Source organism: Pedobacter sp. GSP4 (assembly GCF_051857575.1).
Lineage (GTDB): Bacteria > Bacteroidota > Bacteroidia > Sphingobacteriales > Sphingobacteriaceae > Pedobacter.
Map to the genome: position 1 here is coordinate 432,187 of NZ_JBPZIR010000005.1, position 26,396 is coordinate 458,582.

General features: G+C 39.3%; 27 protein-coding genes. 20 read left to right on the plus strand and 7 right to left on the minus strand.

From position 1 onward, the window contains the following. Nucleotide 1 precedes the first annotated feature (1 nt). Together ACS5PU_RS15940 and ACS5PU_RS15945 are read right to left on the minus strand one after the other, a co-directional pair. Nucleotides 2–1,705 (minus strand): M28 family peptidase, encoded by a 1,704-nt coding sequence (locus ACS5PU_RS15940; RefSeq protein ID WP_439460150.1) that lies wholly within the window; start codon nucleotides 1,703–1,705, stop codon nucleotides 2–4. A 44-nt stretch (nucleotides 1,706–1,749) separates the two neighbouring features. After that, complete coding sequence (locus ACS5PU_RS15945) at nucleotides 1,750–2,208, minus strand: DoxX family protein (RefSeq protein ID WP_439460151.1); 459 nt, start codon at nucleotides 2,206–2,208, stop codon at nucleotides 1,750–1,752. Between the two features lie 215 nt (nucleotides 2,209–2,423). On the opposite strand from ACS5PU_RS15945, the gene ACS5PU_RS15950 reads away from it, so the two are divergent. The 3 genes from ACS5PU_RS15950 (at nucleotide 2,424) to ACS5PU_RS15960 (ending at nucleotide 4,878) form a co-directional block, all read left to right on the plus strand. Beyond that, nucleotides 2,424–2,534, plus strand: coding sequence for a phenylalanyl-tRNA synthetase subunit alpha (locus ACS5PU_RS15950; protein ID WP_109930739.1), 111 nt, complete (start codon nucleotides 2,424–2,426; stop codon nucleotides 2,532–2,534). A gap of 419 nt (nucleotides 2,535–2,953) precedes the next feature. Then, complete coding sequence (rlmD, locus tag ACS5PU_RS15955; RefSeq protein ID WP_439460152.1) at nucleotides 2,954–4,363, plus strand: 23S rRNA (uracil(1939)-C(5))-methyltransferase RlmD; 1,410 nt, start codon at nucleotides 2,954–2,956, stop codon at nucleotides 4,361–4,363. A 107-nt stretch (nucleotides 4,364–4,470) separates the two neighbouring features. After that, nucleotides 4,471–4,878 (plus strand): hypothetical protein, encoded by a 408-nt coding sequence (locus tag ACS5PU_RS15960; protein ID WP_439460153.1) that lies wholly within the window; start codon nucleotides 4,471–4,473, stop codon nucleotides 4,876–4,878. Nucleotides 4,879–5,012: 134 nt separating this feature from the next. Here ACS5PU_RS15960 and ACS5PU_RS15965 read toward each other — a convergent pair whose 3' ends face one another. After that, nucleotides 5,013–5,717: a head GIN domain-containing protein gene (locus ACS5PU_RS15965; RefSeq protein ID WP_439460154.1), complete on the minus strand. Its 705-nt coding sequence runs from the start codon at nucleotides 5,715–5,717 to the stop codon at nucleotides 5,013–5,015. A gap of 188 nt (nucleotides 5,718–5,905) precedes the next feature. On the opposite strand from ACS5PU_RS15965, the gene ACS5PU_RS15970 reads away from it, so the two are divergent. The 9 genes from ACS5PU_RS15970 to ACS5PU_RS16010 all read left to right on the plus strand — a co-directional run bounded on the left by ACS5PU_RS15970 (nucleotide 5,906) and on the right by ACS5PU_RS16010 (nucleotide 13,494). Beyond that, entirely contained in the window at nucleotides 5,906–6,415 is a 510-nt protein-coding gene (locus ACS5PU_RS15970; protein ID WP_439460155.1) for a phosphoribosyltransferase family protein, read from the plus strand. 196 nt (nucleotides 6,416–6,611) lie between these two features. Beyond that, nucleotides 6,612–7,235 carry a 1-acyl-sn-glycerol-3-phosphate acyltransferase gene (locus ACS5PU_RS15975; protein ID WP_439460156.1) on the plus strand — a complete coding sequence of 208 codons (624 nt, stop codon included), beginning with the start codon at nucleotides 6,612–6,614 and terminating at the stop codon, nucleotides 7,233–7,235. After that, the gene (locus ACS5PU_RS15980) at nucleotides 7,232–8,329 is read left to right on the plus strand and encodes a glycosyltransferase (protein ID WP_439460157.1); all 1,098 of its coding nucleotides are present in this window, start codon (nucleotides 7,232–7,234) and stop codon (nucleotides 8,327–8,329) included. The genes ACS5PU_RS15975 and ACS5PU_RS15980 overlap by 4 nt, the downstream gene beginning before the upstream one ends. Continuing rightward, the gene (locus ACS5PU_RS15985; RefSeq protein ID WP_439460158.1) at nucleotides 8,299–8,973 is read left to right on the plus strand and encodes a carotenoid biosynthesis protein; all 675 of its coding nucleotides are present in this window, start codon (nucleotides 8,299–8,301) and stop codon (nucleotides 8,971–8,973) included. Before ACS5PU_RS15980 ends, ACS5PU_RS15985 begins: the two co-directional genes overlap by 31 nt. A gap of 33 nt (nucleotides 8,974–9,006) precedes the next feature. After that, nucleotides 9,007–9,213 (plus strand): DUF2683 family protein, encoded by a 207-nt coding sequence (locus ACS5PU_RS15990; RefSeq protein WP_439460159.1) that lies wholly within the window; start codon nucleotides 9,007–9,009, stop codon nucleotides 9,211–9,213. Nucleotides 9,214–9,492: 279 nt separating this feature from the next. Beyond that, nucleotides 9,493–10,344, plus strand: a complete 852-nt coding sequence (locus ACS5PU_RS15995; protein ID WP_439460160.1) for a 4-hydroxy-3-methylbut-2-enyl diphosphate reductase — start codon at nucleotides 9,493–9,495, stop codon at nucleotides 10,342–10,344. Nucleotides 10,345–10,777: 433 nt separating this feature from the next. Further along, the gene (locus tag ACS5PU_RS16000) at nucleotides 10,778–11,452 is read left to right on the plus strand and encodes a fatty acid desaturase (RefSeq protein ID WP_439460161.1); all 675 of its coding nucleotides are present in this window, start codon (nucleotides 10,778–10,780) and stop codon (nucleotides 11,450–11,452) included. 515 nt (nucleotides 11,453–11,967) lie between these two features. After that, on the plus strand, nucleotides 11,968–12,978 hold the full coding sequence (gene hemH, locus ACS5PU_RS16005; RefSeq protein WP_439460162.1) for a ferrochelatase: 1,011 nt from the start codon (nucleotides 11,968–11,970) through the stop codon (nucleotides 12,976–12,978). A 9-nt stretch (nucleotides 12,979–12,987) separates the two neighbouring features. Continuing rightward, the gene (locus tag ACS5PU_RS16010) at nucleotides 12,988–13,494 is read left to right on the plus strand and encodes a gluconokinase (RefSeq protein WP_439460163.1); all 507 of its coding nucleotides are present in this window, start codon (nucleotides 12,988–12,990) and stop codon (nucleotides 13,492–13,494) included. Here ACS5PU_RS16010 and ACS5PU_RS16015 read toward each other — a convergent pair. Further along, complete coding sequence (locus ACS5PU_RS16015) at nucleotides 13,472–14,704, minus strand: 3-deoxy-D-manno-octulosonic acid transferase (protein ID WP_439460185.1); 1,233 nt, start codon at nucleotides 14,702–14,704, stop codon at nucleotides 13,472–13,474. The two genes, ACS5PU_RS16010 and ACS5PU_RS16015, sit on opposite strands and share 23 nt — an antisense overlap. 150 nt (nucleotides 14,705–14,854) lie before the next feature. Between ACS5PU_RS16015 and ACS5PU_RS16020 the strand changes: the two genes are divergently transcribed. From ACS5PU_RS16020 to ACS5PU_RS16040, 5 genes are read left to right on the plus strand one after another with little or no spacing between them, the layout of a single operon-like run. Beyond that, entirely contained in the window at nucleotides 14,855–16,165 is a 1,311-nt protein-coding gene (locus ACS5PU_RS16020) for a UDP-glucose dehydrogenase family protein (protein WP_439460164.1), read from the plus strand. Nucleotide 16,166: 1 nt separating this feature from the next. Further along, nucleotides 16,167–17,156 carry a UDP-glucuronic acid decarboxylase family protein gene (locus ACS5PU_RS16025; protein ID WP_439460165.1) on the plus strand — a complete coding sequence of 330 codons (990 nt, stop codon included), beginning with the start codon at nucleotides 16,167–16,169 and terminating at the stop codon, nucleotides 17,154–17,156. Between the two features lies 1 nt (nucleotide 17,157). Continuing rightward, nucleotides 17,158–18,180, plus strand: a complete 1,023-nt coding sequence (galE, locus tag ACS5PU_RS16030; protein WP_439460166.1) for a UDP-glucose 4-epimerase GalE — start codon at nucleotides 17,158–17,160, stop codon at nucleotides 18,178–18,180. Further along, complete coding sequence (locus ACS5PU_RS16035; RefSeq protein ID WP_439460167.1) at nucleotides 18,181–18,738, plus strand: hypothetical protein; 558 nt, start codon at nucleotides 18,181–18,183, stop codon at nucleotides 18,736–18,738. Nucleotides 18,739–18,756: 18 nt separating this feature from the next. Continuing rightward, nucleotides 18,757–19,494 (plus strand): tyrosine-protein phosphatase, encoded by a 738-nt coding sequence (locus tag ACS5PU_RS16040; RefSeq protein WP_439460168.1) that lies wholly within the window; start codon nucleotides 18,757–18,759, stop codon nucleotides 19,492–19,494. A 152-nt stretch (nucleotides 19,495–19,646) separates the two neighbouring features. Here the strand turns inward: ACS5PU_RS16040 and ACS5PU_RS16045 are convergent, their stop codons facing one another. Then, a complete protein-coding gene (locus ACS5PU_RS16045; protein WP_439460169.1) occupies nucleotides 19,647–20,876 on the minus strand; it encodes an ABC transporter permease in 1,230 nt (409 codons plus the stop codon). 155 nt (nucleotides 20,877–21,031) lie between these two features. After that, nucleotides 21,032–21,385, minus strand: coding sequence for a HesB/IscA family protein (locus tag ACS5PU_RS16050; RefSeq protein WP_439460170.1), 354 nt, complete (start codon nucleotides 21,383–21,385; stop codon nucleotides 21,032–21,034). Between the two features lie 92 nt (nucleotides 21,386–21,477). On the opposite strand from ACS5PU_RS16050, the gene ACS5PU_RS16055 reads away from it, so the two are divergent. The 3 genes from ACS5PU_RS16055 to dnaA all read left to right on the plus strand — a co-directional run bounded on the left by ACS5PU_RS16055 (nucleotide 21,478) and on the right by dnaA (nucleotide 25,722). Next, nucleotides 21,478–22,008: a hypothetical protein gene (locus tag ACS5PU_RS16055; RefSeq protein ID WP_439460171.1), complete on the plus strand. Its 531-nt coding sequence runs from the start codon at nucleotides 21,478–21,480 to the stop codon at nucleotides 22,006–22,008. A 203-nt stretch (nucleotides 22,009–22,211) separates the two neighbouring features. Next, complete coding sequence (locus ACS5PU_RS16060; protein ID WP_439460172.1) at nucleotides 22,212–23,759, plus strand: acyl-CoA mutase large subunit family protein; 1,548 nt, start codon at nucleotides 22,212–22,214, stop codon at nucleotides 23,757–23,759. Between the two features lie 532 nt (nucleotides 23,760–24,291). Then, nucleotides 24,292–25,722, plus strand: a complete 1,431-nt coding sequence (dnaA, locus tag ACS5PU_RS16065) for a chromosomal replication initiator protein DnaA (RefSeq protein WP_010601383.1) — start codon at nucleotides 24,292–24,294, stop codon at nucleotides 25,720–25,722. Nucleotides 25,723–25,828: 106 nt separating this feature from the next. Here the strand turns inward: dnaA and ACS5PU_RS16070 are convergent, their stop codons facing one another. After that, a complete protein-coding gene (locus ACS5PU_RS16070; RefSeq protein ID WP_439460173.1) occupies nucleotides 25,829–26,377 on the minus strand; it encodes an NUDIX hydrolase in 549 nt (182 codons plus the stop codon). Between the last annotated feature and the right edge of the window lie 19 nt (nucleotides 26,378–26,396).

The following is a 26,396-nucleotide window of genomic DNA, read 5'->3' on the forward strand; positions in this document are numbered from 1 at the left end:
TTTATTTCAACTCCTCCAGATAAACTTTGGTCTGCTTTTCTATTTCGTTTGTTGCAAATTTAATTGCCGAACCAATTCTGGTGGTTTCGGGCTTTACAGGCATTTTGTTAATGGTGGCTAAAGCAGCTATATACCATTTGCTCCAAACTTCAATAATGTGTTTTTCATCGGCTACAGCTTTGCCTGCCGCTATGGCCTTTTTGCTTAAATCGAATTCTGTTTTTAAACGCGCCAAAGCATCAGTTTTAACCTGCGAAACCGTAGCCGATGCCGTATTTTCATCAGCAGAAATCAAGGTATAAGCAGCTGTTAATCCACTTATGCCCACATTTTTCATTTCAGTGGGCGAAACTTTATCAATCCTGTCATTATCGGTGTGGTAAAAAACATCGGTAAAATGCCACATTAAAAGTCCTGGTATTTTATTTTGCAAAAATGGCGTATGGTCGCTGCCACCTTCAAATGGATTATAGTTAACAGTCCAGTTGGCAAACTTTCCCTGGGCTTTGCAGATATCAAAAATAAAGTCGTTAAAATAATGAGGGAAAAGATCTTTTTCAGCCACATCCCCAGCGCCCCATTCTGTGTGCTTATCAGTTCCCCTTGTCCATATGGCAGATGGATCGGGCATTTTTTCGATTAAAAAAGAACCACCGGTTTTTTTGGTGTCTTCGCCAACCATATCCAAGCTCATGCCCCACATAATACCTTTTGCCCTGGTTGTATCTTCGGTAATGTACCTTCTGGTAGAAACAATTTCATCGCCCCATAAAAAGGTTAAGCTACGCTTTGGGTTTATTTTTTTTGCCTGGTACAGTTCGGCAGTTAACCTTGCCATTTCGGCCAAGGTTCCAACACCGCTGGCATTATCGTTTGCGCCGGGTTCTTGCACGTGTGCACTAAAAACAAAGCGCTCATCGGCATTTACGCTACCTTTCACATTGGCAACAATGGTCAATTCTTCCGATGGATAAATTTTGGTCTCAATATTTACCTTTAATCTGGTTTCGCCTTTTAAGCAGGTGGCTTTTAATTTTTCTTTGGCCGCATACGATAAAAGCAGGGTCCAAACCTCGCTGTTGGCTTTCATACTGCCAAATTGGATAGAAGTTTGGTGGATTTCTGGCTGTGTATATTTTGGCATCGAATAGCCCAATACGCCAATGGCACCAGCTTTGGTAGCTGCCTGGAGCAAACGGGAAGGATGGGTTTCGCTAAACACGATCTTTCCCTTCAGATCCATTTTTTCAACCTCCGCGGGATTAGCTTTTTCAATGAAAACAACAGCCGCAGTAACGCCGCCAGCTGGGGTAGAGCCGCAATTAATAGGAATCATATTGCGGTTGGTTTTATAAGAAATTAGGGGCTGCTTTTCGCCAACGATATCGATGTTCGCATCAACAGGCTCCCATGTATTGTTTTTCATGGGGCGTTTCTCAATGCGGTAAGTTAAAGGAGCTTCCTTTTCATTTTGCTGCTGCAATACAAAACCTGCTTTTTTAAGTATATTTTCTACATAGTGGATACTTGCGTTAAAACCCGTATTACCAGGCACGCGGAAATACTTTTCAACAAAAGCTGTGGTTTCGTAAGCATTTTTTTCTTTAAAACCTGCTCTGGTAAGGTTAAAATATCCATCTGTTGGGTTTTGAGCGTATGTTCCCAACCCCGCAAAAAGCAGTGCAAAAAGTATCTTCGTTTTCATCGTTATTAATAAAAGCGAAAGATACTAAGAATATTCAATCTTGTTTAAGCGTAGCGCTTACCTGTTTTATGTTTTAACCCCTCATCAACGGATAAAGGACCAGAACCTACCACCCAAAACATAATGAGCAGAAATAAAACCAGCACCGAAAACCATAATTCCGAATTAGGTGTAGAGAAACCCGGGGTAAGGTTTACAAAAAACACGGCGAACAATAAGATCGGAATTTGAATCACTACCGCGAAACGGGTAACAAGCCCCAGCGTAATTAAAACACCCCCAACCAAATGTGCAAATGCAACAAGATGAATGGCTACACTGATCATCATGCCCGAAAAGCCAAAAACATTGTTTTGTGTAATCATGTTTTGAAGAACCGATGTGTCGCTGACAAAAGAAACACCTTTTCCAAAAATGATAAGGCCGAGGACAATGCGTAGATAATCCAGCCATTTTGATTGATGAACATCTCCCCAATGTTCAATTTTACGGATAACGTTCATAATGAACCTCCATTTTTATGTGAATGATATATTAAGTTACGGAATTATATCAGATTATCAAATTAATCGGCTGAAAATCAGTAATGATATACAGGCTGATGCCGGTTAAGCAATATTTAACAAATAGGTGTAAAATTAACATAATATTAATTTATACCGTTTTGGTTTTTGGTATAAATTTGGTATTATTGTTGATAATAGATAGATTTTTTATCATGAGCAAAGAAATACTGGAATTTTCTGTACAGGTAGATGAAAAATTTGACCTTAACTTTAACTGGCTTGATGGTTTTTGGGGAGCCGCCTTTAAGTTTTTTGGAAAATAATTTTTAATATCATAAATAAGCCGGATCAGTTGCCATGACTGAAAGGGAAAATATTGCCCATTCTTTCTTGTAAACTATTTATATTCATTCCAACTTTAGCTTTCATTTACCTTAATGTTCTTAATGGTAAATAAATCGTAATAGAGCTTAACTTGGTTTTTTCTTTTCAGAACTTTGAGAAGTTAAGGTAGTTAAGAATTTACCTCAATGTTCTTAATGGTAAATAAATCGTAATAGAGCTTAACTTGGTTTTCTCTTTTCAGAACATTAAGAAGTTAAGGTAGTTAAGAAAATTTACTTGAATGTTCTTAATTTCTTAATGGTAAATAAATTGTAAATAGCAATTGCCCAATAAAACACTTTGGTCTTAAGCCTTAGGCCTTTCCTGTTTCAGCCTTTTGCCTTATCTTTGCAAAATAATGAGTAGAAGAAAACCAGGTACGGTAACTATTGTTCCAAACGTACATATAATTGATATTGCTGAAGAGGGAAAAGGCGTTGGCAAAGCCGACGAATTGGTGATTTTTGTTGATAAAGCTGTTCCCGGCGATGTTGTTGATGTACGGCTGACCAAAAAGAAGAAGAATTTTGCTGAAGCGATTATCGATCAGTTACACGAAAAATCTGCTTTGCGTACCGATCCCTTCTGCCAGCATTTTGGTACCTGTGGCGGTTGCAAGTGGCAACATATGGGCTACGATGCGCAACTGAAATTTAAGCAGAAGAATGTTGAGGCTGCTTTACAGCGTCTGGGTAAAATAGATACTTCTAACACCGAACCTATTCTGGGATCGGCAAAAAACAGGTATTACCGCAATAAATTAGAATTTACTTTTTCGAACAAGCGTTGGTTGGAGAAAACCGATGTTGAACGTGATGAGGATTTTGATATGAACGCACTGGGTTTTCACGTGCCCTTGCGTTTTGATAAGATTTTGGATATCGAGCATTGCTATTTGCAGGATGAACCATCCAATTCCATCCGGAATGCCGTACGTAAATATGCTTTGGAAAACAGCCTCTCTTTTTACGATCTGCGTAACCACGAGGGGGCTCTGCGCAACCTGATTATCCGTACTTCTACTACGGGTGAAGTGATGGTTGCAGTGGTATTTGCCTATCCGGAGCAGGAGCAGGTTGATGGACTGATGAACTTTCTTAAAACTGAATTTCCGCAGATTACCTCCTTATTGTACATTGTTAACCAAAAGAAGAACGATACTATTTTTGATCAGGAGATTGTGGTATTTGCTGGCCGCGATCATATTTTCGAAGAAATGGATGGCATCCGCTTTAAGATCGGGGTAAAATCATTTTATCAAACCAATTCTGAGCAGGCTTTTGAATTATATAAGATTACCAGGGATTTTGCCGGTTTTAAAGGCGATGAACTGGTTTATGACCTGTACACTGGTGCAGGTACAATTGCCAATTTTATTGCCAAACATGTAAAACAGGTTGTTGGTGTTGAGTATGTGCCAACGGCAATTGAAGATGCAAAGTTTAATTCGGCATTGAACGGGATTGATAACACCATTTTTTATGCCGGTGATATGAAAGATATACTAACTGCAGAGTTTATTCTTGCACACGGTAAACCTGATGTAGTAATTACCGACCCGCCAAGGGCAGGTATGCATGCCGATGTGGTGCAGCGCTTATTGGAAATGGAGTCGGAAAAGATTGTTTACGTGAGCTGTAATGCAGCAACACAGGCAAGAGATTTAGAATTGTTAAAAGATAAATATGAGGTTGAGCGCATTAAGCCTGTTGATATGTTCCCGCATACTCAGCATGTAGAAAATGTAGTGTTGTTGAGGTTGAAATAATAGAAGGATTGAATAATTGAATGAGAGGGTGATTGAATGAGAGAATGGGCTGGTTGCTTATAAACATTCCATCCTTCAGTCATTCAAAATTCAACAATTAGTAGGTTATGGATAGAGAAGAATTATTAAGCGCAACGCCAGAAGATAGCGGGGCAAAGAAACAGGAAAGTCCGCTGGTAAGTTTAGAAAAAGACCTGGCGTTTTATGCTGATGCAATTAAAGAGGTAGCTGTTGAAATTATGGTTGAAGGTATTTCTGCCCATCCAATTTTTATTGCCCACCAGCATGAGGTTAGTATTGGCGAAATGATCCTGAATAAAGAAGAACTCAATACGGATTGGACCATCCAGGCTTCTACTTTAGAGGAGTTTGTAGAGAAAGGGATTATTGGTAAAGAGAAGAAAGAACCTTTCCTAAAAGTTTACAAAAAACCGGAAGATTTTATGTGTGTTTTTGTAATCGTACCCGAAGGTGCAAACTTTATTTACTATCCTTACAATAAAGGTGGAAGGTAGTAGGGCTTAGGGTTTTAATGCTATGGCTTTAATTGCCCAATCTGTGTAATCCCTTAATCCGTGGGATATTTTAAAAAAAAAAACGCTGCTTTGTATCCACAAAGCAGCGAATTATCATTAACTAAACTAAAATTCTAATTTACATGTCTAACATCACCGCTTTTTGAGCTTGATGTTTTTTTAAGGGAGGCATTTCCTTTATAACTTACGTCTCCACCACCACTGGCCGATGCCTCTAGGCCTTTGTTTACATGGATAGCTACATCCGATCCGCCTGACGCCTGTACCTTTGCATAATCGGTAATAAAGTCATAGGCATCAATATCACTTCCACCGCTTGATTGGATGGTCATGTTTGAAGCCTTTCCTTTTAAGTCGATATCACTGCCACCGCTAGATTGGATCGAAATATCATTGCAAACCACCTCCAGTTTTAAATCTGATCCCCCAGATGAGCGGATGGCCAGTTTATCTGTTTTTAATTGATTCTGCGTAAATACATCAGAACCTCCTGATGCAGCAATAGCATTTAATGTTTTATAGTTTACATAGGCTTTAATGGTACGGTTTTTAAACATTCCGCCCCAGTTGATGCCGTCTTTAAATTTAATGTTAACGTTTCCGCCATTCTGTTCTACAACAATATCTTTAAGGGTTTCTGCATCCGATTTAATGCTTACGCCTTCACTGCCGCCCTGCGTTAAATATAGATCTATGCCACTGCTGATGCCGATGCTGTTGAAGTTTTTTACTGCAACGTTTTTGGTTTCCTGCGCTTTGGCCATATAGCTGCTGATTATGACAAATAATACTGCTGCTGATTTGGTAAGGATTTTCATAGTTATTTTTTGTTAAATGATTTTTGAAGCTATCATTTCTGTAGGTGAAATGACGGCCCGTAATTTTGTGTTTTGGTTATTGATTAGACGCAGATCAGATAGAAACGTTGCAGGGAATCGAAATTATTTTTCAAATAGTTTGAATTTCATCCTTAAAATCGTTCTTTTTGTATTCAACCTTTTATATAATGGCCGCATCACAATTACTTATTTTAAACAAGAAACAAATTCAGCAAAAAATAGACCGTATCGCTTATCAGATTTTAGAAGATAACCTGAACGAAAAAGAAGTTGTACTTGCTGGTATCTGGGACCGCGGTTATAAATTGGCTTTAAGGTTAGAGAAAGTACTGAAAAAAATCTCTGATTTTAAGTTAACCCTATTGCGCATCGATCTGCAGAAAGAAAGCAGTAAGCTGGTTGCCTCAACCGATCTGGATGAAAGCCACTGGAAAAATAAGGTAATTATTATTGTTGATGATGTACTGAACAGTGGCAAAACGCTGGCCTATGGCTTGGGCGTTTTCTTAAATACACCGCACAAAAAAATCCGTACAGTAGTTCTGGTGGATAGAAGTCATAAAATTTTCCCTATTGCAACTGATTTCGTTGGATTAGAACTCGCTACCATCTTAAAAGAACATGTAGATGTGGTAATGGATGTAGAAGGCGAAGAAGACCGGGTTTACCTAAGCTAAGATAGGATAGCATGTAGGATGTAAGATGGAAGAGGTAAGATGGAAGAGGTAAGATGGAAGATGGAAGAGGTGAGATGGATGATGGAACAAACCATCAATCGTGTTATATCGTCCACGTTACAACACAGGGTCCATGATTTATGCACATATGTAAGCTGCATTTGCAATTGAGCTCAATTTTTTGCAACTTCCCGAAATGTATCAGCCCAGAAAAAATAATTTTATTTTCAGCTTTTTTTCGTGGTACATCCAGTACATTATCAAAAAGGATTTCACTTCATTTAAGTATGATGAAGTGGAAATTAAACACGATACTTCCATTTTGGTTTTAGCCAATCATTTTAGCTGGTGGGATGGTTTTTTTCTGTTCTACATCAATAAGAAGTTATTTAAAAAACAGTTTCATGTTTTGGTAAATGCTGATAATTATAAAAAAGTTGGCTTTTTGAAATACCTTGGCGCTTTTGCTGCAGAAAATAAAGGAAAAGATGTTTTAACCACACTTGAGTACGCGGGCAAGCTTTTAGACAATCCCGAAAACCTGGTGCTCGTTTTTCCACAGGGAAAACTGTATTCCAACCACTTAAAGCAGATCCATTTTGAGAAAGGCGTGATGCAGATGATCAATGCCAGTCAGAAAAAGACCAATATTGTTTTTGCCGCAACTTTTGTCGATTATTTTGCAAAAAGGAAACCTTCCGCCTATACCTATCTGCAAAATTGGGAAACCGAAGAGTATGTTAGTTTACAGTTATTGAAAAGCGCTTACAATAAACACTACGATCAATCGGTTATTAAACAAACACAGATTACTGAATGACGGTTTTTATTTACGCAGTTTTAATCTTTCTGGTCATCCGGTTTTCGGTCACTGTTTTTAACTTCCTTTCCAATCCGAAATTGCCAAGGGTAGTTAAGCATTATCAGGATAAAGTTTCGATATTAATCCCGGCCAGAAACGAAGCCGAAAATATACTTGGGCTATTGGCTTCGATCAAAAATCAGGATTACACCAATTATGAAGTTATTGTTTTAGACGATAACAGTAGCGATAGTACCTTTGCTGTAGTAAAAGAATTTTGCACCGTCAATGCCAATTTCGAAGTGGTTAAAGGAAAGGAGCTTCCGCAGAAATGGTTGGGTAAAAACTTTGCCTGCCACCAACTTAGCAGCTTCGCCACAGGTAAATATCTGTTGTTTATTGATGCCGACGAAACAATAAAAAGAGGTTTGATCAACAGTCTGATTGCGCGCATGGAGCTTGGTAAGCTCTCGCTATTGAGTGTATTTACCAATCAGGTTATGAAATCGGTAGGCGAGCGCTTAACCGTACCCTTAATGCATTTCATTTTGTTAAACCTTTTGCCCTTGCGTTTGGTTAAACTTTCAAAAAACCATGCCTTTGCTGCAGCGAGCGGTCAATGTATGTTTTTTAATGCGGCTAATTACCGGGACAATCAATGGCACGAACGGGTAAAACTGCAGGTTGTGGAGGATGTTGAGATTATGAAACTGGTTAAACAGGAAAAGTTTAATGCCGAAGCACTTTTGGCCAATGGCCTGATATATTGCAGGATGTACAAAAACCTCGGTGAAAGTATGAATGGCTTTAGTAAAAATTTACTGGCAGGTTTTGGGAATAACATCATAATATTATTACTTTACCAGCTTTTGGTGGTTGTAGGACCGGTAATTTTAATTTTAAACTTTAATGTAGCTTTACTTGTATTACCACTAACATTAATAATTTTAAGCAGAATAATGATTTCCTATTTATCCGGACAAAATGTTTTGATAAATTTGATATTGCATCCATTCCAGATGCTGTTCTTCTTGATAATTTCATTCATTTCTATAAAAAAGCATATTTTTAAAACAGGCACATGGAAGGGCAGAACGATCAGAACGACTTAAAGGTTAAAAGGATTGCAGTAACAGTAATTATCGTTTTTCATTTGGTTGGCTTGCTTGGCTTCTTAATTCCTGCCGCTCAGCCTTACTTTATCAAGCTTGTTCCTTTCCACCTCTTGCTGATGTTTGCTGTAATTGTGTTTTCGTACAATGCAGATGTAAAGCGCTTGTTATTATTCGTTTCGGGCGTTTTTCTTTGTGGTTTCATGGTGGAAGTGTTGGGTGTGCACACCGGTAAAATATTTGGCAGCTATTATTATGGCGATACTTTAGGCTATAAAATTGCTGCGGTTCCGTTGCTGATGGGTGTAAACTGGGTAATACTCATTTTTAGCGTGGGCCAGATGATGAAAAGCATGAAAATAAGGCACAGTATTTTGGCTTCGGTTATTGGGTCTTTTGTACTGGTGGGTTTCGATTTCTTTTTAGAGCCTGTAGCCATGAAGTTTAACTACTGGCAATGGGACTGGCACGAAGTTCCGCTTCAAAATTATGTTGCCTGGTTTATTGTTTCGGTAATACTGCTCAAGTTTTACTACGCTCTGGGCCTAAAACAACAGAAATATATCGGCACCACGATGTTTGTTGCGCAGTTAATCTTTTTTGTTGTCTTGTACATGACAACCGGAACAAATATTTTTGCGTAATTTTGTAATAACTATTTTAATTAATTTTATAAAATGGAAACACTGATCGTACAGCCTAAAAATAAGAAACAACTTTTGGCAATTGAGGCTGTGTTACAAGCATTAAACATAACTTTTAAAAAAGAAAAGAGCTATGGTTCGGAATTTATAAAGGAAATAGCCAGGGGAGAAGAGGATATAAAAAACGGGCGTTTAACGAGGGTTGAAAATGTTCAGGATATATGGCAAAGTATTTTGTAGATATTACTGATCAAGCTAAAAAGCAACTGGCTGCAATCCTTAAATCTGGAGATAAGGCCTTATTAAAAAACTCCAACAAATTTTTATAGAGTTAAGTATTCATCCGGCATCTGGTACGGGGAGGCCCGAAAAATTAAAATTTCAGTTTTCAGGCTATTGGTCCAGATAGATAAATAAAAAAGATAGGTTAGTCTATAGAATCGATGGAGAGATTATTACAGTATTTGTAATTTCTGCAAAGGGGCATTATGACGATAAATAACTAATCCTAAAAGAAAAATGAGCAATTTAAACTTACAGGTCAACATCGATAAATCATCAGGCTTTTGCTTTGGCGTAGTATATGCTATAGAAATGGCCGAAGATATTTTGGATAACGAAGGGTATTTATACTGCCTTGGGGATATTGTTCATAACGATGAAGAAGTTGAACGGTTAACCAACCGCGGGTTAAAAATCATCGATCACGAAGTTTTAAAAGATTTAAGGAACGAAAAGGTATTGATCAGGGCACATGGTGAGGCGCCATCAACATACCAGTTGGCTTTGGCAAACAACCTAACCTTAATTGATGCCTCTTGCCCGGTTGTGCTTAAACTGCAGAACAGGATCAAAAACTCGCACGATGACGAAGAACAGGTGCTTATTTTTGGTAAGCACGGTCATGCCGAGGTAATTGGTTTACAGGGACAAACAGATGGTAAGGCTATTGTGTTTCAGGATTTGGCCGAGTTAGATAACATTGAGCTTCCATCTAAGTTTACGTTATACAGCCAAACCACTAAAAGCACCGATAAATTTTATCACATCAAGGATGAATTGTTAAGCCGTGGTTACGATGTGAAAGCCAATGATACCATTTGCAGGCAGGTATCTAACCGTTACGATGAGCTTGAAGATTTTGTAAGCCATTATGATAAGATTGTTTTCGTTTCTGGTAAGAAATCATCAAACGGAAAAGTGCTATATGATGTGTGTAAAAAGTATAACGATAATTCTTATTTCATTTCTAATGTTGAAGAATTAGAACAGCACTGGTTTAATGAAAATGATAAAGTTGGTATCTGCGGCGCTACTTCTACGCCAATGTGGTTAATGGAGAAAGTTAAAGTAGCTTTGGAGCAGTACTAGATATTTTGTATACTCGAGTTGTTACCTATTTGCTAATAAACAAGTTTAGGATTATGCATTTCCACCCAGATAGGCCAAAGCACTACATCTCCGTTCTACTTAAATCCGGCCTAACAAATTTTTCGGGTTGCACTCACCAGGCCTTCCCACTAACTTTGAAAGAAAAGTTTTCAGCCGGCATTTTTTGTTTCTTTTTGATGCCAAAAAGAAAGAGCCCTTCGGCGGCGGTGAGCCGACACAAGGCTGCGCAGCAGGGCAAAAAAATCAATTAGAATTTCAGTCGGTGTGACACCGACCGATAGATTAATTACCAATCGTCACCCTGAATTTATTTCAGGGTTTAAATTACAAAAAAAAGATGCTGAAACAAGTTCAGCATGACGACAGCGAGTGAGGATACTTAAAAGAATCATCTTCTCAATAAAACCATAATTTGAAAAAGATAAAGCCATACATCGGAATATTGGTTGCCCTAGCCGTAATTACCTGCTGGCTCATATCGCTTTATAGCCTGCTTACATGGCATTTCTCTTGGAGCAATCCGCTGGTTTACTTAATGGTTTTCGTTCAGATGCATCTGTATACCGGACTGTTTATCACCGCGCATGATGCCATGCACGGGACAATATCGGCCAACAAGAAAGTAAATAATTTTATTGGATACCTCTCTGTTTTTCTTTATGCCGGTTTCTTCTATAACCGTTTGTATGCCAAACATCATCAGCATCATAGCCATGTACATACCGAACAAGATCCCGATTTTGCACCTCATGGCTTTTGGAAGTGGTATTTCCGTTTCATGCTCAATTATGTTACCATTATTCAATTGGTAATTATGGCTATCGCTTATAATGTGCTTAAAATTTGGGTTTCTGAAAAGAATTTACTGTTATTTTGGGTTTTGCCTTCGCTGTTAAGCACTTTTCAATTGTTCTATTTTGGCACCTATCTACCACATAAAGGTGAACATGATAACGAATACCATTCTACTACGCTGCAGAAAAACCATTTCGTTGCATTTTTTACCTGTTACTTCTTTGGTTATCATTTAGAACATCACCAAAAACCGGGTATGCCCTGGTGGCAACTGTATAAAGTTAAAAAATAGTGGTGATGCTCTGAGTATGATCATGAATAAATATTTTCATCCTGAGCTTGTCGAAGGACTAGTTTAAAATCCTTTGCGTTGTCGGATGTTACCAAGTTACACTAAACTATACTATTAAAGAAATTGATATCTTCACTCAGAGATGGTTTTGGTCGATTACCCATAATTTGTTGCTGCGCATGGTGGGAAGCTTTAATAGGGCTTAGAATCGTTGCTCCCCACAGGAGGAGGCTTTCTACAACCAATAATTTGCTGCTGCGCACAGCAGGAAGCTTTCCTGATACTCATGATGGGTTGCTGTTCCCTGCAGCTGGGTTTCATTGCAAAACCGTTTGAACCATTTTTGCAGCTTTTGATGTTCGCCTTTAGGCTAATAACCTTGCAGTTAAACAACTAGGGAATGAATTGCGGTTAATATTATTTTCTGCTGACCAAAAAATGTTTACGATCACATTTTAACATAGGTAAAAAATAATAAAAACGCGATATTTGCGGCACTTAACATATTATTATCAATGAGCAAAAAAGGGATTTTACTGGTAAATTTAGGCACACCCGATAGTCCGGCAACAGCCGATGTCAAAAAATATTTAGATCAGTTTTTGATGGACGAAAGGGTAATCGATATTCCTAAACTGAACAGAACTTTACTTGTAAAAGGAATTATTGTTCCTTTCCGTAGCCCGAAAACTGCCAAATTGTATAAAGAAATATGGAATGAAAACGGCTCCCCGCTTTTGTATTACAGCCGCCTGCAAGCCAAAATGCTGCAAGAAAGATTGGGCGACGATTACCACGTAGAACTGGCCATGCGTTACCAAAGTCCTTCTATTGCTTCGGCGCTTGCCAATTTAAAAGCAGGTTTGGTAGAAAGCATTCAGGTAATCCCCATGTTTCCACAGTACGCTTCTGCAAGTACAGGCTCGGTAATGCAGTTGGTAATGGAGCTGGTAAGCAAGTGGCCAACCGTTCCGCCAATTTCGTTTGTGAATTCGTTTCACGATAATGAATTAATGATCAAGGTTTTTGCAGAAAATGCAAAAAAGCATAATGTTGAAAGCTACGATCATGTTCTGTTCAGCTTCCACGGCTTACCAGAACGGCAATTGCTAAAGTGCGATCATACCGGCAGTTATTGTTTAAAAAGTGCCGATTGCTGCCAAACCTTAAACGATACCAATAAGTTCTGTTATTCTGCTCAGGGACATGATACCGCCCGCTTAATTGCCGAAGAATTAAACCTATCGAAAGATAAATACACCGTGTGCTTCCAATCGCGTTTAGGTAAAGAGCCTTGGGTACAGCCTTATACTACCGATGTTTTAAAGAAATTAGCAGCCGAAGGCAAGAAACGTTTATTGGTTTTTAGTCCGGCGTTTGTAGCCGATTGCCTGGAAACCCTTTACGAAATTACCGTTGAATACCACGAAGAGTTTAGGACTTTGGGTGGTGAGCATGTGCAATTGGTAGAAAGTTTAAACGATAGCCCTGTGTTTATTGAAGCGCTTGCGGGCATGGTAAATTAATTGTTGGATATGGCAGGTTTTATCATTTTAATGGGCGTTTCGGGGAGTGGTAAAACCGTTGTTGGAAAAGCTTTGGCGCCCCAAATAAATGCCGAATTTATTGATGGGGATAATCTTCATTCACAGCGCAATGTAGATAAGATGGCAGCTGGTATTCCCTTAACCGATGCCGACCGCTTAGATTGGCTTTTGCTCATTGCAAAAGTTGGCCGTGAGCACGTGTCCCATGGAACCTCTTGTATTATTGCCTGCTCGGCCCTAAAAAAATCCTACCGTAACTTGCTTAGAGAAGATAATCCAGCTATCCGCTTTGTATATTTAAAAGGAAGTTTCGATTTAATCCACGATCGGATTACCAAACGTTCGCATCAGTACATGCCTTCCAGTTTATTAAAAAGTCAGTTCGAAACCTTGGAAGAACCTGGGGCAGATGAACAGGATGTAATTACGGTTTCGATAGATCAAAGCATAAGCCAGATAGTAGCGGAAATTGCTAAGCGCGGTCTGCTTTCGTAATCATCGAAATAATCTCATCTGTTGCCCCTTTTTTATTGATTACATAATTCCTGGCTTCATGGGCAGCATTGGTGTTTTCGGCAAAATCTTCAAAGGCATAGCTCAATTCATCAATTGATGAAATGCTTTTCGCCGCACCTAATGCGATTAAATCTTTAGCTTCCTGAAATTTATCGTATTTAGGTCCGAAAATTACGGGCAGCCCAAAAGCAGCAGCTTCTAAAGTGTTGTGGATACCTGTGCCAAAACCACCACCTACATAAGCAACTTTTCCGTACTGGTATAAAGCCGAAAGCATGCCGATGTTATCAACGATAAGCGTTTGGTGACTGGCGTTTGGCGTTTGATTACCTGAGCTGAGTGCCGAAAACCGCAAACTGCCAGCCGAAAACTGTTTCTCTATGCTTTCAATATGGCTTTCGTGAATTTCATGTGGCGCAATAATAAATTTCCAGTCAGGATATTTGCTTGGCAATCCGGCCAGTAGCTTTTCATCTTCGGGCCAGGTGCTGCCACAGATCAACGTTGGCGATTGGCCTATAAATGCTTCAATAATTGGCAGTTGCTTAGGGTTTTGTGCACTTTCAAAAACACGGTCGAAACGGGTATCACCATTGATGGTAACATTTGTTAATCCAATTGAGTGTAATAGCTTTTTACTCTCCTCATTTTGAACGAAGAAATAGCTTACAGCTTTTAAAATGTTGCGGTAAAAGCCTCCATACCATTTAAAAAAGGCCTGGTTTTCTCTAAAGATGCCTGAAATAACATATAAAGGAATATTGCGGTCTTTTAATTCTTTAAAGTAAAAATGCCAAAATTCATATTTGGTAAAAATGGCCATCTCCGGGTTAATGCTGGCAATAAAACGCTTGGCATTTGCGGCCGTATCAATCGGGAGGTAGAAAACATCGGCCAGTGCATAGTTTTTCCTGATTTCATATCCCGAAGGAGAAAAAAAGGTAACCACTATTTTCTTGGCGGGATAAAGTTCTTTTAATTTTTCTAAAACAGGGCGGCCCTGTTCAAATTCGCCCAGGGAGGCAAAATGAAACCAGATGTGCTTTTCTTTGGGATTAATTTGCTGAACAATTTGTGTATAGACGTTTTTACGCCCGTTTATAAACAGTTTAGCCTTAGGATTAAATAATGAAAATATCCTGATAAGTAAAGTGTAAACCCGAATTCCGATTATGTAAAGCAAAAGCATTAGTGTAATTTCATATCTTCGTGGCAAGATAAAACGAATTATTTAAAAAGCTTAAAAATATATGGAACCATTACGGTTTAGCCTATAATTCAATGCAATAAATAGACAGACTGTAGTAGCGCCATAGCAGCTAAAAACAAAAAATAACAGATGAAGATAGCCGTTATTGGTACCGGATACGTAGGTTTAGTTACCGGAACCTGCCTAGCAGAAACAGGAAATGATGTAATATGCGTTGACATTAATGAAGCAAAAGTTAAAAAAATGCAGGCTGGCGAAGTGCCTATTTATGAGCCTGGCCTAGATCTTCTGTTCCACAGGAACATTGAACAGGAAAGACTAACTTTTACTACAAATTTAGCCGATGCCATAAAAGATGCGCAGATTATTTTTATGGCTCTGCCAACGCCTCCGGGTGGAGATGGTGCTGCCGATCTTTCTTATATTTTAGGTGCGGCCAAAGATATTTCCAAGCTCATTACCGATTATAAGGTAATCGTAAACAAATCGACCGTTCCGGTTGGTACAGCAGATAAGGTAAAAGCCGTTTTTGCCGAAAATACTACGGTAGAAGTTGATGTGGTTTCTAACCCTGAATTTTTGAGGGAAGGTGTAGCTGTTGATGACTTTATGAAACCAGACCGTGTGGTATTGGGAACAAAAAGCGATAGGGCTAAAAAACTGATGACCGAACTTTATGGTCCTTATGTACGCCAGGGCAACCCGATCCTATTTATGGATGAGCGTTCATCTGAGCTGACTAAATATGCCGCCAACTCTTTTCTGGCTACAAAAATCACCTTTATGAACGAGATTGCAAATCTTTGCGAGCTGGTGGGTGCCGATGTAGATGCCGTAAGACGTGGTATCGGATCAGACGACCGTATCGGAAAGCGCTTTCTGTTTCCGGGCGTAGGTTACGGTGGTTCATGTTTCCCAAAAGACGTTCAGGCCCTAGTGAAATCATCTGATGATTATGCCTATAATTTCCAGATCCTGAAATCGGTGATGGAAGTGAATGAAAAGCAAAAAACCATTTTAGTAGATAAAGTATTAAAATATTATAAAGGCGACATTAAAGGCAAGCATTTTGCACTTTGGGGATTGGCCTTTAAACCAGAAACCGACGATATACGCGAAGCCCCAGCTTTATATATTATCGATGCGCTGGTTAAAAACGGAGCAACGGTTACCGTATTTGACCCAGAGGCAATGGCCAATGTTAAAAATATTATTGGCGATAAAATTAATTATGCCAAAAACCAGTACGAAGCTTTAGAAGGCGCTGATGCTCTGCTGATTGCAACGGAATGGTCGGTGTTTAGAAATCCTGATTTTGAAAAAATTGAAAGTATTTTGAAAAATAAAGTGGTTTTCGACGGTCGAAATTTGTATGATTTGCAAAAAATGATCGATCTTGGCTATTATTATAATAGCATAGGTAGAAAACTAATAGATTAAAATGGGTTTGAAAAGAATTTTGATCACAGGTGCGGCCGGATTTTTAGGCTCGCATCTTTGTGATCGTTTTGTGAAAGAGGGGTATCATGTAATTGGAATGGATAATCTGATTACCGGAGATATGGCAAACATTGAGCATTTATTTAAGCTCGAGAATTTTGAATTTTATAACCACGATGTTTCAAAATTCGTACATATCCCCGGCAAACTCCACTACATTTTACACTTCGCTTCGCCAGCAAGCCCAATCGATTATCTTAAAATACCCATCCAGACCCTCAAAGTAGGCTCTTTGGGCACACACAACCTGCTAGGACTGGCCAGAAACAAAAATGCCAGGATGCTCATTGCTTCAACATCCGAAGTATATGGCGATCCAAATGTTAATCCACAGCCTGAAGAATATTGGGGCAACGTAAATCCCGTTGGCCCACGTGGCGTTTACGATGAGGCCAAACGTTTTCAGGAAGCCATAACCATGGCCTACCATACCTTTCACGGCGTAGAAACCAGAATTGTAAGGATTTTTAATACCTACGGCCCAAGAATGCGCCTAAATGATGGCCGTGTTTTACCTGCTTTTATTGGGCAGGCATTAAGGGGCGAAGATTTAACTATCTTTGGCGATGGAAGTCAGACACGTTCGTTCTGTTACGTTGATGATCTGATTGAAGGCATTTACCGCTTGTTAATGAGCGATTATGCACAACCGGTTAACATTGGCAACCCTGATGAAATTACCATTAAGCAGTTTTGCGAAGAGATTATCAAACTTACAGGTACCTCGCAGAAAATTGTTTACAAAGAGCTTCCACAGGATGACCCTAAACAGCGCAGGCCGGATATTACCAAAGCAAGGGAAATATTGGGCTGGGAGCCAAAGGTAGACCGTGCAGAAGGACTAAAAATTACATACGAATATTTTAAATCTTTGCCTCCAGAGGCTTTGGAAAAAATAGAACATAAAGATTTTACTACATTTAACCGTTAAAATGGCAAAAATATTAGTGACTGGTGGAACAGGATACATAGGTTCGCACACAGCAGTAGAGTTACACAACGCAGGATATGAGGTTGTAATTGTTGATAACCTTTCTAACTCCAATATCAAAATTTTAACCCAGCTCCACGCCATCACTGGCAAATGGTTCGATTTTCATGAAATTGATCTTCAGGATGATAAAGCTGTTCAGGAATTTGCAGAAAACCATACCGATATTGATGGGATTATCCATTTCGCAGCATCAAAAGCTGTAGGCGAATCGGTAGAACAACCTTTAAAATATTATAAAAACAACTTTTACGGATTAATTAACCTGTTAACCTCGTTCAACAGAAAAATTAATTTCGTATTCTCTTCTTCATGTACCGTTTACGGTCAGCCAGAAAGCTTACCGGTAACCGAAGCAGCGCCGGTACAAAAGGCAGAATCGCCATACGGCAACACCAAACAGATTGCAGAAGAAATTTTAGCAGAAACAGCTGCGGTAACACCTGATTTAAATATAATTGCTCTGCGTTATTTTAACCCTGTAGGTGCGCACGAAACAGCATTGATTGGCGAGCTGCCTAATGGCGTTCCGGCAAATTTGGTTCCATTTATTACACAATCTGCAATCGGTAAGCGTGGCCCAATTACGGTTTACGGCGACGATTATGATACACCTGATGGATCGGCCATCCGCGATTATATCCATGTGGTTGATTTGGCAAAAGCACATGTTGCGGCCATTAAAAAACTCGAAAATGGCAATCCGAACGGCAATTACGATGTTTTCAATATCGGAACAGGTAAAGGCTCTTCGGTTTTGGAAATCATTGCGGCCTTTGAAAAAGTGAACGGTGAAAAGCTGGATTATAAAATAGGCCCGAGAAGAGCTGGTGATATTGTGCAGATTTATGGTGATGTGCAAAAATCAAATAACGAACTCGGTTGGAAAGCCAACCTGGACATTAACGAGATGATGCGCTCGGCATGGGAGTGGGAAAAATACATCAAAGCTAACCCCTTTTAAATGAAATTAGCTGAGCATAAAGAGCTAAAAGCAGCCATAACAGCATTGCCTGTCAAAGAAAAAGACAAGCTACTGCTGCGTTTAATTGCCAAAGATAAAGTGCTTACAGAACATCTTCATTATAAGTTATTAGAAGATGAAACGGACTTAGACGACCGCAAAGAGCGGATTAAAACTGATGTAAAAGAACAGGTTTCAGACCTTCAGAAACTGAATGCTAAAGAAGCATTGGTAAAGGTGAGGAAAATGATCACATCAGTTAATCATTTCTATAAGGTAACAAAAGACCCATTGGGTGAGGTTGAACTGAAATTATTTATCCTCAACATTATTCCGTTTGATTACAAGAAATCAATTTTTGGTTACCGCGATTTTATGATCCTCTTCACTACTTTTTACGTGAAGACAGTTGCGGTAACCTTAAATAAGTTTAAAAAACTCCACGAAGATCTTCAATTTGATTTAAGCGAAGACTTTAATAATTTGCTCCATAAAATCTATTCCTCTAAATTAGCAGCTGCTGCAGAAGCCAGCAATTTACCAAAGGAAATAAGTTAAATACCATAAACTGCCATTATGTTCGGATTATTTAAAAAGAAAAAAATAGTACCCGAATTTAATTTCTCGAGCATAGGAACAGATATGCACTCGCACATTATCCCGGGGATAGATGACGGCGCACAAACCCTTAACGATTCTTTCCTCATGGCCAAAAAGTTTAAGGCGCTTGGCTACCATAAGCTTATTGCAACGCCGCACATTATGGCCGATTATTTCAGGAATACACCAGATACCATTCACCGTGGGCTTGATGCGTTACGGAATGGACTTAAAGACATCGGACTCGAATTAGAAGTAGATGCTGCAGCAGAATATTATCTGGATGAAACATTGGAAAAAAAGATCAGACAAAAAGAAGTTTTAACCTTTGGGGGCAATTATCTTTTGTTCGAACTATCGTATATCAATGCCCCACAAAACCTCATCGATTTTATAAAAATGATGCAGGATGCCGGCTATAAGCCTATACTGGCGCATCCCGAGCGATACCCGTATTACTATGGTGCATTTGAAAACTACCACCAGATAAGAGAAACCGGATGCTTATTACAGATGAATACCATTGCCCTGACCGGCTATTATGGTTCAGGAGCAAAAAAAGTAGCCGAAGAAATGGTAGAAAACCACATGGTTGATTTTATTGGCAGCGATATGCACCATTTAAAACATGCAGCAGCCTTAGAAGATAGTTTAACTACACCTTTTATCGAAAATCTGCTCAGCCAGGAGCAATTAAAGAATGCCTTATTATAGGTTCACTGGTTCATTTGCCATTAGTAGATTGGTTGTGGCACAAAGCACCAAATCACTAAAATCTTATCAGCACCCTTTAATTAATTTTGCATAACGTCGGGCCATTAACGATTAACTAATGAACCATTGGCCAATGAACTATTGAACTTGGTTTATTCGTACCTCAATGCCTCAACAGGATCCAGTTTCGATGCTTTTTTAGCAGGATAGTATCCAGATAAAATACCTACAAGTACACACAGTACAAAGCCACCGATAATAAACAGCCAAGGTATTAAGAAAGCTCCACCCATGGCCAGCGATATAATATTGCCGAGCACAATACCCAGGAATATACCCAGTACCCCGCCCATTAAACAGATTACTACGGCTTCGATCAAGAACTGTCGGCGGATAACCTGCGGATTGGCGCCAATTGCCTTCCTGATACCGATTTCGCGTGTACGTTCCGTAACCGAAACGAGCATAATGTTCATTAAACCGATTGATGCACCGATAAGCGTAATAATTCCGATAGCTACACCACCAATGGCCACAAAAGCAAGGTTTTCGAACAAGGTCTGCGCAATGGCATCGCTCTTGGTAATTTCGAAGTTATTGGTTTCGTTAACTTTAACCTTTCGGATATTTCTGAACAGGGCAGTAGATTCGCCAATAATGTTTTCCTGCATTTCATTGCTGGGAACCATTACCGTTATGGTGTATGATGGATTGGCATTGGCATTAATCTGCTTGGCTTTTAAGAGGGGCACATATACGGCTCTATCTCCACTAAAACCCATACTCGATCCTTTTTTCTCGAGTACACCAACAATTTTAAAACGGTTATTACCAACGTTGATCAATTTATCTAAAGGATCTGAATCTTTGAAAAGTTTTTCTACAACCTCTCCGCCAACAATACAAACATTACTACCCAAGGTAATTTCCGAAACACTAAAATTTCTGCCCTGAGATAAATTTAGCCCTTGTGAGGCAAGGCCATTTTCATCAATACCCTGCACGTTAATATTCGGATTGGTTTTTAAACTGCCGTTCTTCACCGTAGAGCCGCCACTGGCAAAAACACTTACGGCTACGGTTGCGGGTGTATTTAAGCTATCCTTAAATTTTATGGCATCCTCGTAACGGATTGCCTTAAAGGGTTTTGGTCTTTTTCCATTCCCGATCCTTATCCCGGTACCGCGGTTTCTAATGGTAAATGAATTGGCCCCCATACTGCTAAAGGCATCGGTCATACTTTTCTTTACAGCATCAAGTGTGGTTAAAATCCCAACTAAAGCCATTAAACCAATGGCAATAATTAAGGCCGTAAGCATCGTGCGTAAGCGGTTTCCTTTAATAGATTCTAATGCCAGTCTGATGTTTTCTCTGTAATTCATTTATAGTAAGTATCAAGTATTGGGGGGATGAAGTAGCAAGACAGGCTTTTAGCCTTAATCCCTACACCTTTTGCCTTAAACCTTTATGCGTAAAAATAAAAAAAGTCCCGGTGTTTAGACATCGGGACTGTGTTATATGTTACAATATATTTTATTTATGCCGAGAAACTGGTGCCACAGCCACAGGTGCTGGTTGCATTAGGGTTAACGAATGTAAAACCGCGCGAATTTAATCCATCTTGCCAATCAATCATCATGCCCATTAAATACATTTGGTGAGCTTTGTTCATAAACACCTTAATGCCATCTATAAAGAATTCCTGATCGCCATCTTTTTTCTGGTCAAAACCTAAGATGTAATTCATGCCAGCGCAACCGCCGCCTTCTACACCTACGCGTAAACCGTAATCTTCACTAATCTCCTGTTGGTCCCTTAATTTATATAACTCTTTAGCTGCTCCTTCCGAAAAAGTAACTGGTGCAAATGCTGTATCAACTGTTGTGCTCATGTTATTTAAATTTTATCTGTTACAAATATAAATAATAATGCACATTTTTGCTTTTAACGGTTCGTTAATATTACCGTATTTAAACAATACTTATGAACACCCAACAGATTTTAATTGACGTAGTAATCTTATTTGCAGGCATTTTCACCGCGCTAATGGCGGTTTATTATATTTTAAAGGGCGATATTCAGCGCTTCTTTAATTTAAAAAACATAGAGCTTAATAAAGAGGGTAGGGCCCATATTTTGCCCTTAAGGCTTCAGGCGCACGAACGTTTAATCATTTTTATCGATCGCATCAATCCGGCAAACCTGTTGGTACGCCTGCATCAGCAGGGAATTGATCTGGCCACTTTACAGGCAGTTATCCTAAACGAAGTACGTTCTGAATATCAGCACAACATTACCCAGCAGCTATATGTAGACAGTACAACATGGACTGTAGTGCGTAAATTAAAAGACGATACCATTGCCATGATTACCAATGCCGTGCAGGGCTTACCCGCCGGTGCCAATGGAATTGAATTAAGCAAAGCCATTTTACAACACATGGCCACTATTGATGAAAACCCATACGATTTAACGATTGAATTGATTAAGAAAGATATCCATAAGCTATTTTAGCATGAATTGCACTGATTGGGTTAACTGGTTAATTGTTTAAATTGGTTAACTGTGCTTAACAAGGTTAATTGGTTAACCGTTTAAATTGGTTAACTGTTGCATGGTTGGAAAATGCTACTTTACAATTAACCACTATACATTTTGCAATGGGCAGTTTGCTGTTACCAATGAACTAATGACTAGTGGACCAATGAACCAAATATATGAGCGATAAAAAGCATACCACCACTTCGGGCATTGAAATAAATAGGCTGTATACTTCTGCCAGGCCAATGGAAGAGCAACCGGGCGAATTTCCATTTACCAGGGGCATTCAGAAAGATATGTACCGAGGGCGTTTGTGGACCATGAGGCAGTATGCTGGTTTTTCTACAGCCGAAGAGTCGAATAAGCGTTACCATTACCTGTTGGCCCAGGGAACTACTGGTTTATCGGTTGCATTCGATCTTCCAACGCAGATTGGTTATGATTCTGATCATGAAATGTCTGATGGAGAAGTGGGTAAAGTGGGGGTAGCCATCGATTCGTTAAAGGATATCGAGATTCTGTTTGATGGTATTGAGCTGAAAGATATCACCACATCCATGACCATTAATGCTACCGCTTCCATATTATTGGCCATGTACATTGCATTGGCTAAAAAACAGGGGGCAGATCTGAAACAGATTTCGGGCACTATACAGAACGACATATTAAAAGAATATGCAGCGCGTGGAACTTATATCTATCCTCCAAAGCAGTCTATGCGGCTAATTACCGATATTTTTGAGTTTTGCAGTAAGGAAGTGCCCAAATGGAATACCATTTCTATTTCCGGATATCACATCCGCGAAGCGGGCTCAACTGCTGTACAGGAACTGGCTTTTACCCTGGCCAATGGCAAAACCTACCTTAAAGCCGCACTGGATAAAGGTTTGGACATTAATGTTTTTGCCAAGCGCTTATCATTTTTCTTTAATTGCCACAATAATTTCTTTGAGGAGATTGCCAAGTTTAGGGCCGCAAGGCGGATGTGGGCAAAAATTACCAAAGATTTGGGCGCTACCGATGAAAAGGCACAGATGCTGAGGTTCCATACCCAAACGGGCGGCTCTACCTTAACAGCCCAACAGCCCCTAAATAACGTAATCAGGGTGAGCAACCAGGCCATGGCAGCAGTTTTGGGCGGAACCCAGTCTTTACATACCAATGGTTACGATGAAGCCTTGTCGCTTCCTACAGAATCTGCCGCAAAAATAGCCTTGCGCACACAACAGATTATAGCTTTCGAAAGCGGGGTTACCGATACGGTTGATCCACTGGCCGGATCTTACTTTGTTGAAAGCCTGACAGACGAGGTTGAGGCCGCTTCGTGGGCATATATTGATAAGATTGACGCAATGGGCGGTTCGGTTAATGCTATAGAAAGTGATTACATGCAGAATGAAATTGCCGGAGCATCTTATCAATACCAGAAAGAAATTGAAAGCGGAGAACGGATCTCGGTTGGTGTAAATAAATTTACGCAGCAGGAGGAAGGGCTGACTGAAGTGTTTAATATTGATGATTCTATCCGCAAGCTGCAAACCGAAAAACTAAATGCGCTTAAAGCTACCCGTAACGCGCAGGCAGTAGCAGAGGCATTGCGTGTACTTGATGAAGCGGCTAGGGGCGACGATAACCTGATGCCATTGATCATCGATGCGGTAGAAAAATATGCTACTCTTGGCGAAATAGCTGATGTGTTAAGAGGCGCTTTTGGTGTCTACTAAATTGCTTTCATCACTATCCATTATTGAAGGGGAAATGCAACCAAGGCACTGCCTCAAAAAGGAATAAAAATGCTGTTCATTTTAGGCTCTTCAAAACACAAAATTGTGTTAAAATTCATACACTACTGCGCAATACAGGATTAAAACAAAAAATATCATGCAGATGTAGCAAAAATGATATTTGTTTATGGCTGTTAGGGCTTTGATTTTCAGCTAATTCTGATTATTTTAACGCTCAGATACGTAAATAATGACCAAAATGGCTTGGATTTTGCTTTTCCAATGGCGATTTGAAATGATTAGGCGATAGCCAGGTTAAATTACCGTTAATGTGGAAAACCTGTGTTAATAAATAGTTATCAACATAAAAAATTGAGGTTAAGCGGGCTACTATATTCCTTATCAGTGCGTTACGATTTATTTGAGATTTTTGTTTAAAATGTTGATAATTTTCTCAATATTCGTAGTCCCGAAACGGACCATCCCTTTATTTCGAATCGGCACTGTAAACCAATAAATTATAGAAATCGCAATGGAAAAAACTTGTACAGAAGTGTGGAAGAACTGTCTTCAAATTATTAAGGATAACATTCCGAACCAAAGTTTCAAAACTTGGTTCGAGCCAATAACAGCCCTTAAATTGGAAGGTAAGGTTTTAACCATACAAGTGCCAAGTTTGTTCTTTTACGAATGGCTTGAAGAACATTATGTAGGCTTGTTACGCAAGACTGTAAAAAAACAACTTGGTGAGGATGGCAGGTTGGAATATAATATCGTTGTTGATAAATCATCTAACAGCGGTAATCCTTATACTACCAATATGCCCTCAAATGGAAATGGAGCGGAGGCAAAGGTACAATCGATGCCGATCCCGGTTTCTATCAATAAGGATATTAAAAACCCATTTATTATCCCTGGATTAAAAAAGTTAAATGTTGATCCACAATTAAATGCCAACTATACTTTCGAAAATTACATCGAAGGAGATTGCAACCGCTTGGCGCGCTCTGCAGGTTACGCTGTAGCGGCTAAACCAGGAGGCACATCTTTCAACCCTTTAATGATTTATGGTGGAGTAGGCTTGGGTAAAACACACTTGGCGCAGGCCATTGGTAACGAGATTAAACGTAGCATGCCTGATAAGCTGGTAATCTATGTAAGCTGTGAGAAATTCTGCCAGCAGTTTGTAGACTCGTTAAAGAACAATACCATTAACGATTTTGTTAACTTCTACCAGGCAATGGATGTAATCATTATGGATGATGTGCACAACTTTGCAGGTAAAGAAAAAACACAGGATATTTTCTTCCACATCTTTAACCATTTACATCAATCGGGCAAACAGGTTATCCTAACATCCGATAAAGCACCAAAAGACTTGGCTGGTTTAGAAGAGCGCCTATTGAGCCGTTTTAAATGGGGCCTATCTGCCGATCTACAGATTCCAGACCTGGAAACACGTATTGCCATTTTAAGAAAGAAAATGTATGCCGATGGTATTGAGCTGCCGGGCGAAGTTGTAGAATATGTTGCGCACAACATTGATAACAACGTTCGTGAGCTGGAGGGCGCTATGGTATCCCTATTGGCACAGGCTACTTTGAACAAGAAAGAAATCGATTTAGCGCTGGCTAAGCAGATGCTGAAGAACTTCATCAAAAATACTTCAAAAGAAATTTCAATGGAATACATCCAGAAATTGGTGTGCGAATATTTTGAGGTTCCGGTGGATATGGTTAAATCGCAAACACGTAAACGCGAAATTGTACAGGCACGTCAGATTTCAATGTACCTTTCAAAAAGCCACACCAAATCATCGTTAAAAACCATTGGTGCTTTCTTTGGCGGCCGCGATCACAGTACTGTAATTTACGCTTGCCAAACCGTAGAAGATCTGATTGATACAGATAAGAAATTTAAAGCATACGTACACGATATCCAGAAAAAGCTTAAAATGAGCTAAATGAGTTCGGGAACAATAAATATCCGTTTATGTTCGAAAAATTACGCAGTAAAAGTAAAGGCCCGATATTTTATCGGGCCTTTACTTTTACTTTATTCTAGCACATTTAAAGCTTATCTATTTCAGCTAAACCATATAACAAAGCAGCAACATGCAATGCCTGAGCTATTTTATTTTCTTTGATTAATTGTTTTACTTCTTCAATGGTGTATTCCTCCACATTTAGAATTTCATGTTCATCTAAATGCTGCTCGTGCGTTTTAATGCCGCCAGTTAAGAAATAAGTAAAGGTTTTGTTGTTCGATGTTGCCGGATTGGGATAAAGCTCGGCAATCGGTTTACAGGTTTTAAAGCTGTAACCGGTTTCTTCCAAAAGTTCGCGCTTTACAGCAAATTCAGGCGCTTCATCGCCATCAATTACGCCACCTGGAACTTCAAGTGAAACAATATCTGCTGCGTGGCGGTACTGCCTTACCATAATTATTTTTCCTTCTTCTGTAAGGGCGATGGCATTTACCCAGTTTGGATATTCTAAAACATAGTAATCATCTTTTATTATTCCGTCGGGTAGTTTTACTTCATCTACCCTCAGGGTAGCCCATTTTTCTCTTACTAAATATTTTGAGGCAAGTTTTTGCCACTTTTCTATGATCATTTATTTATGTTGTTTATTC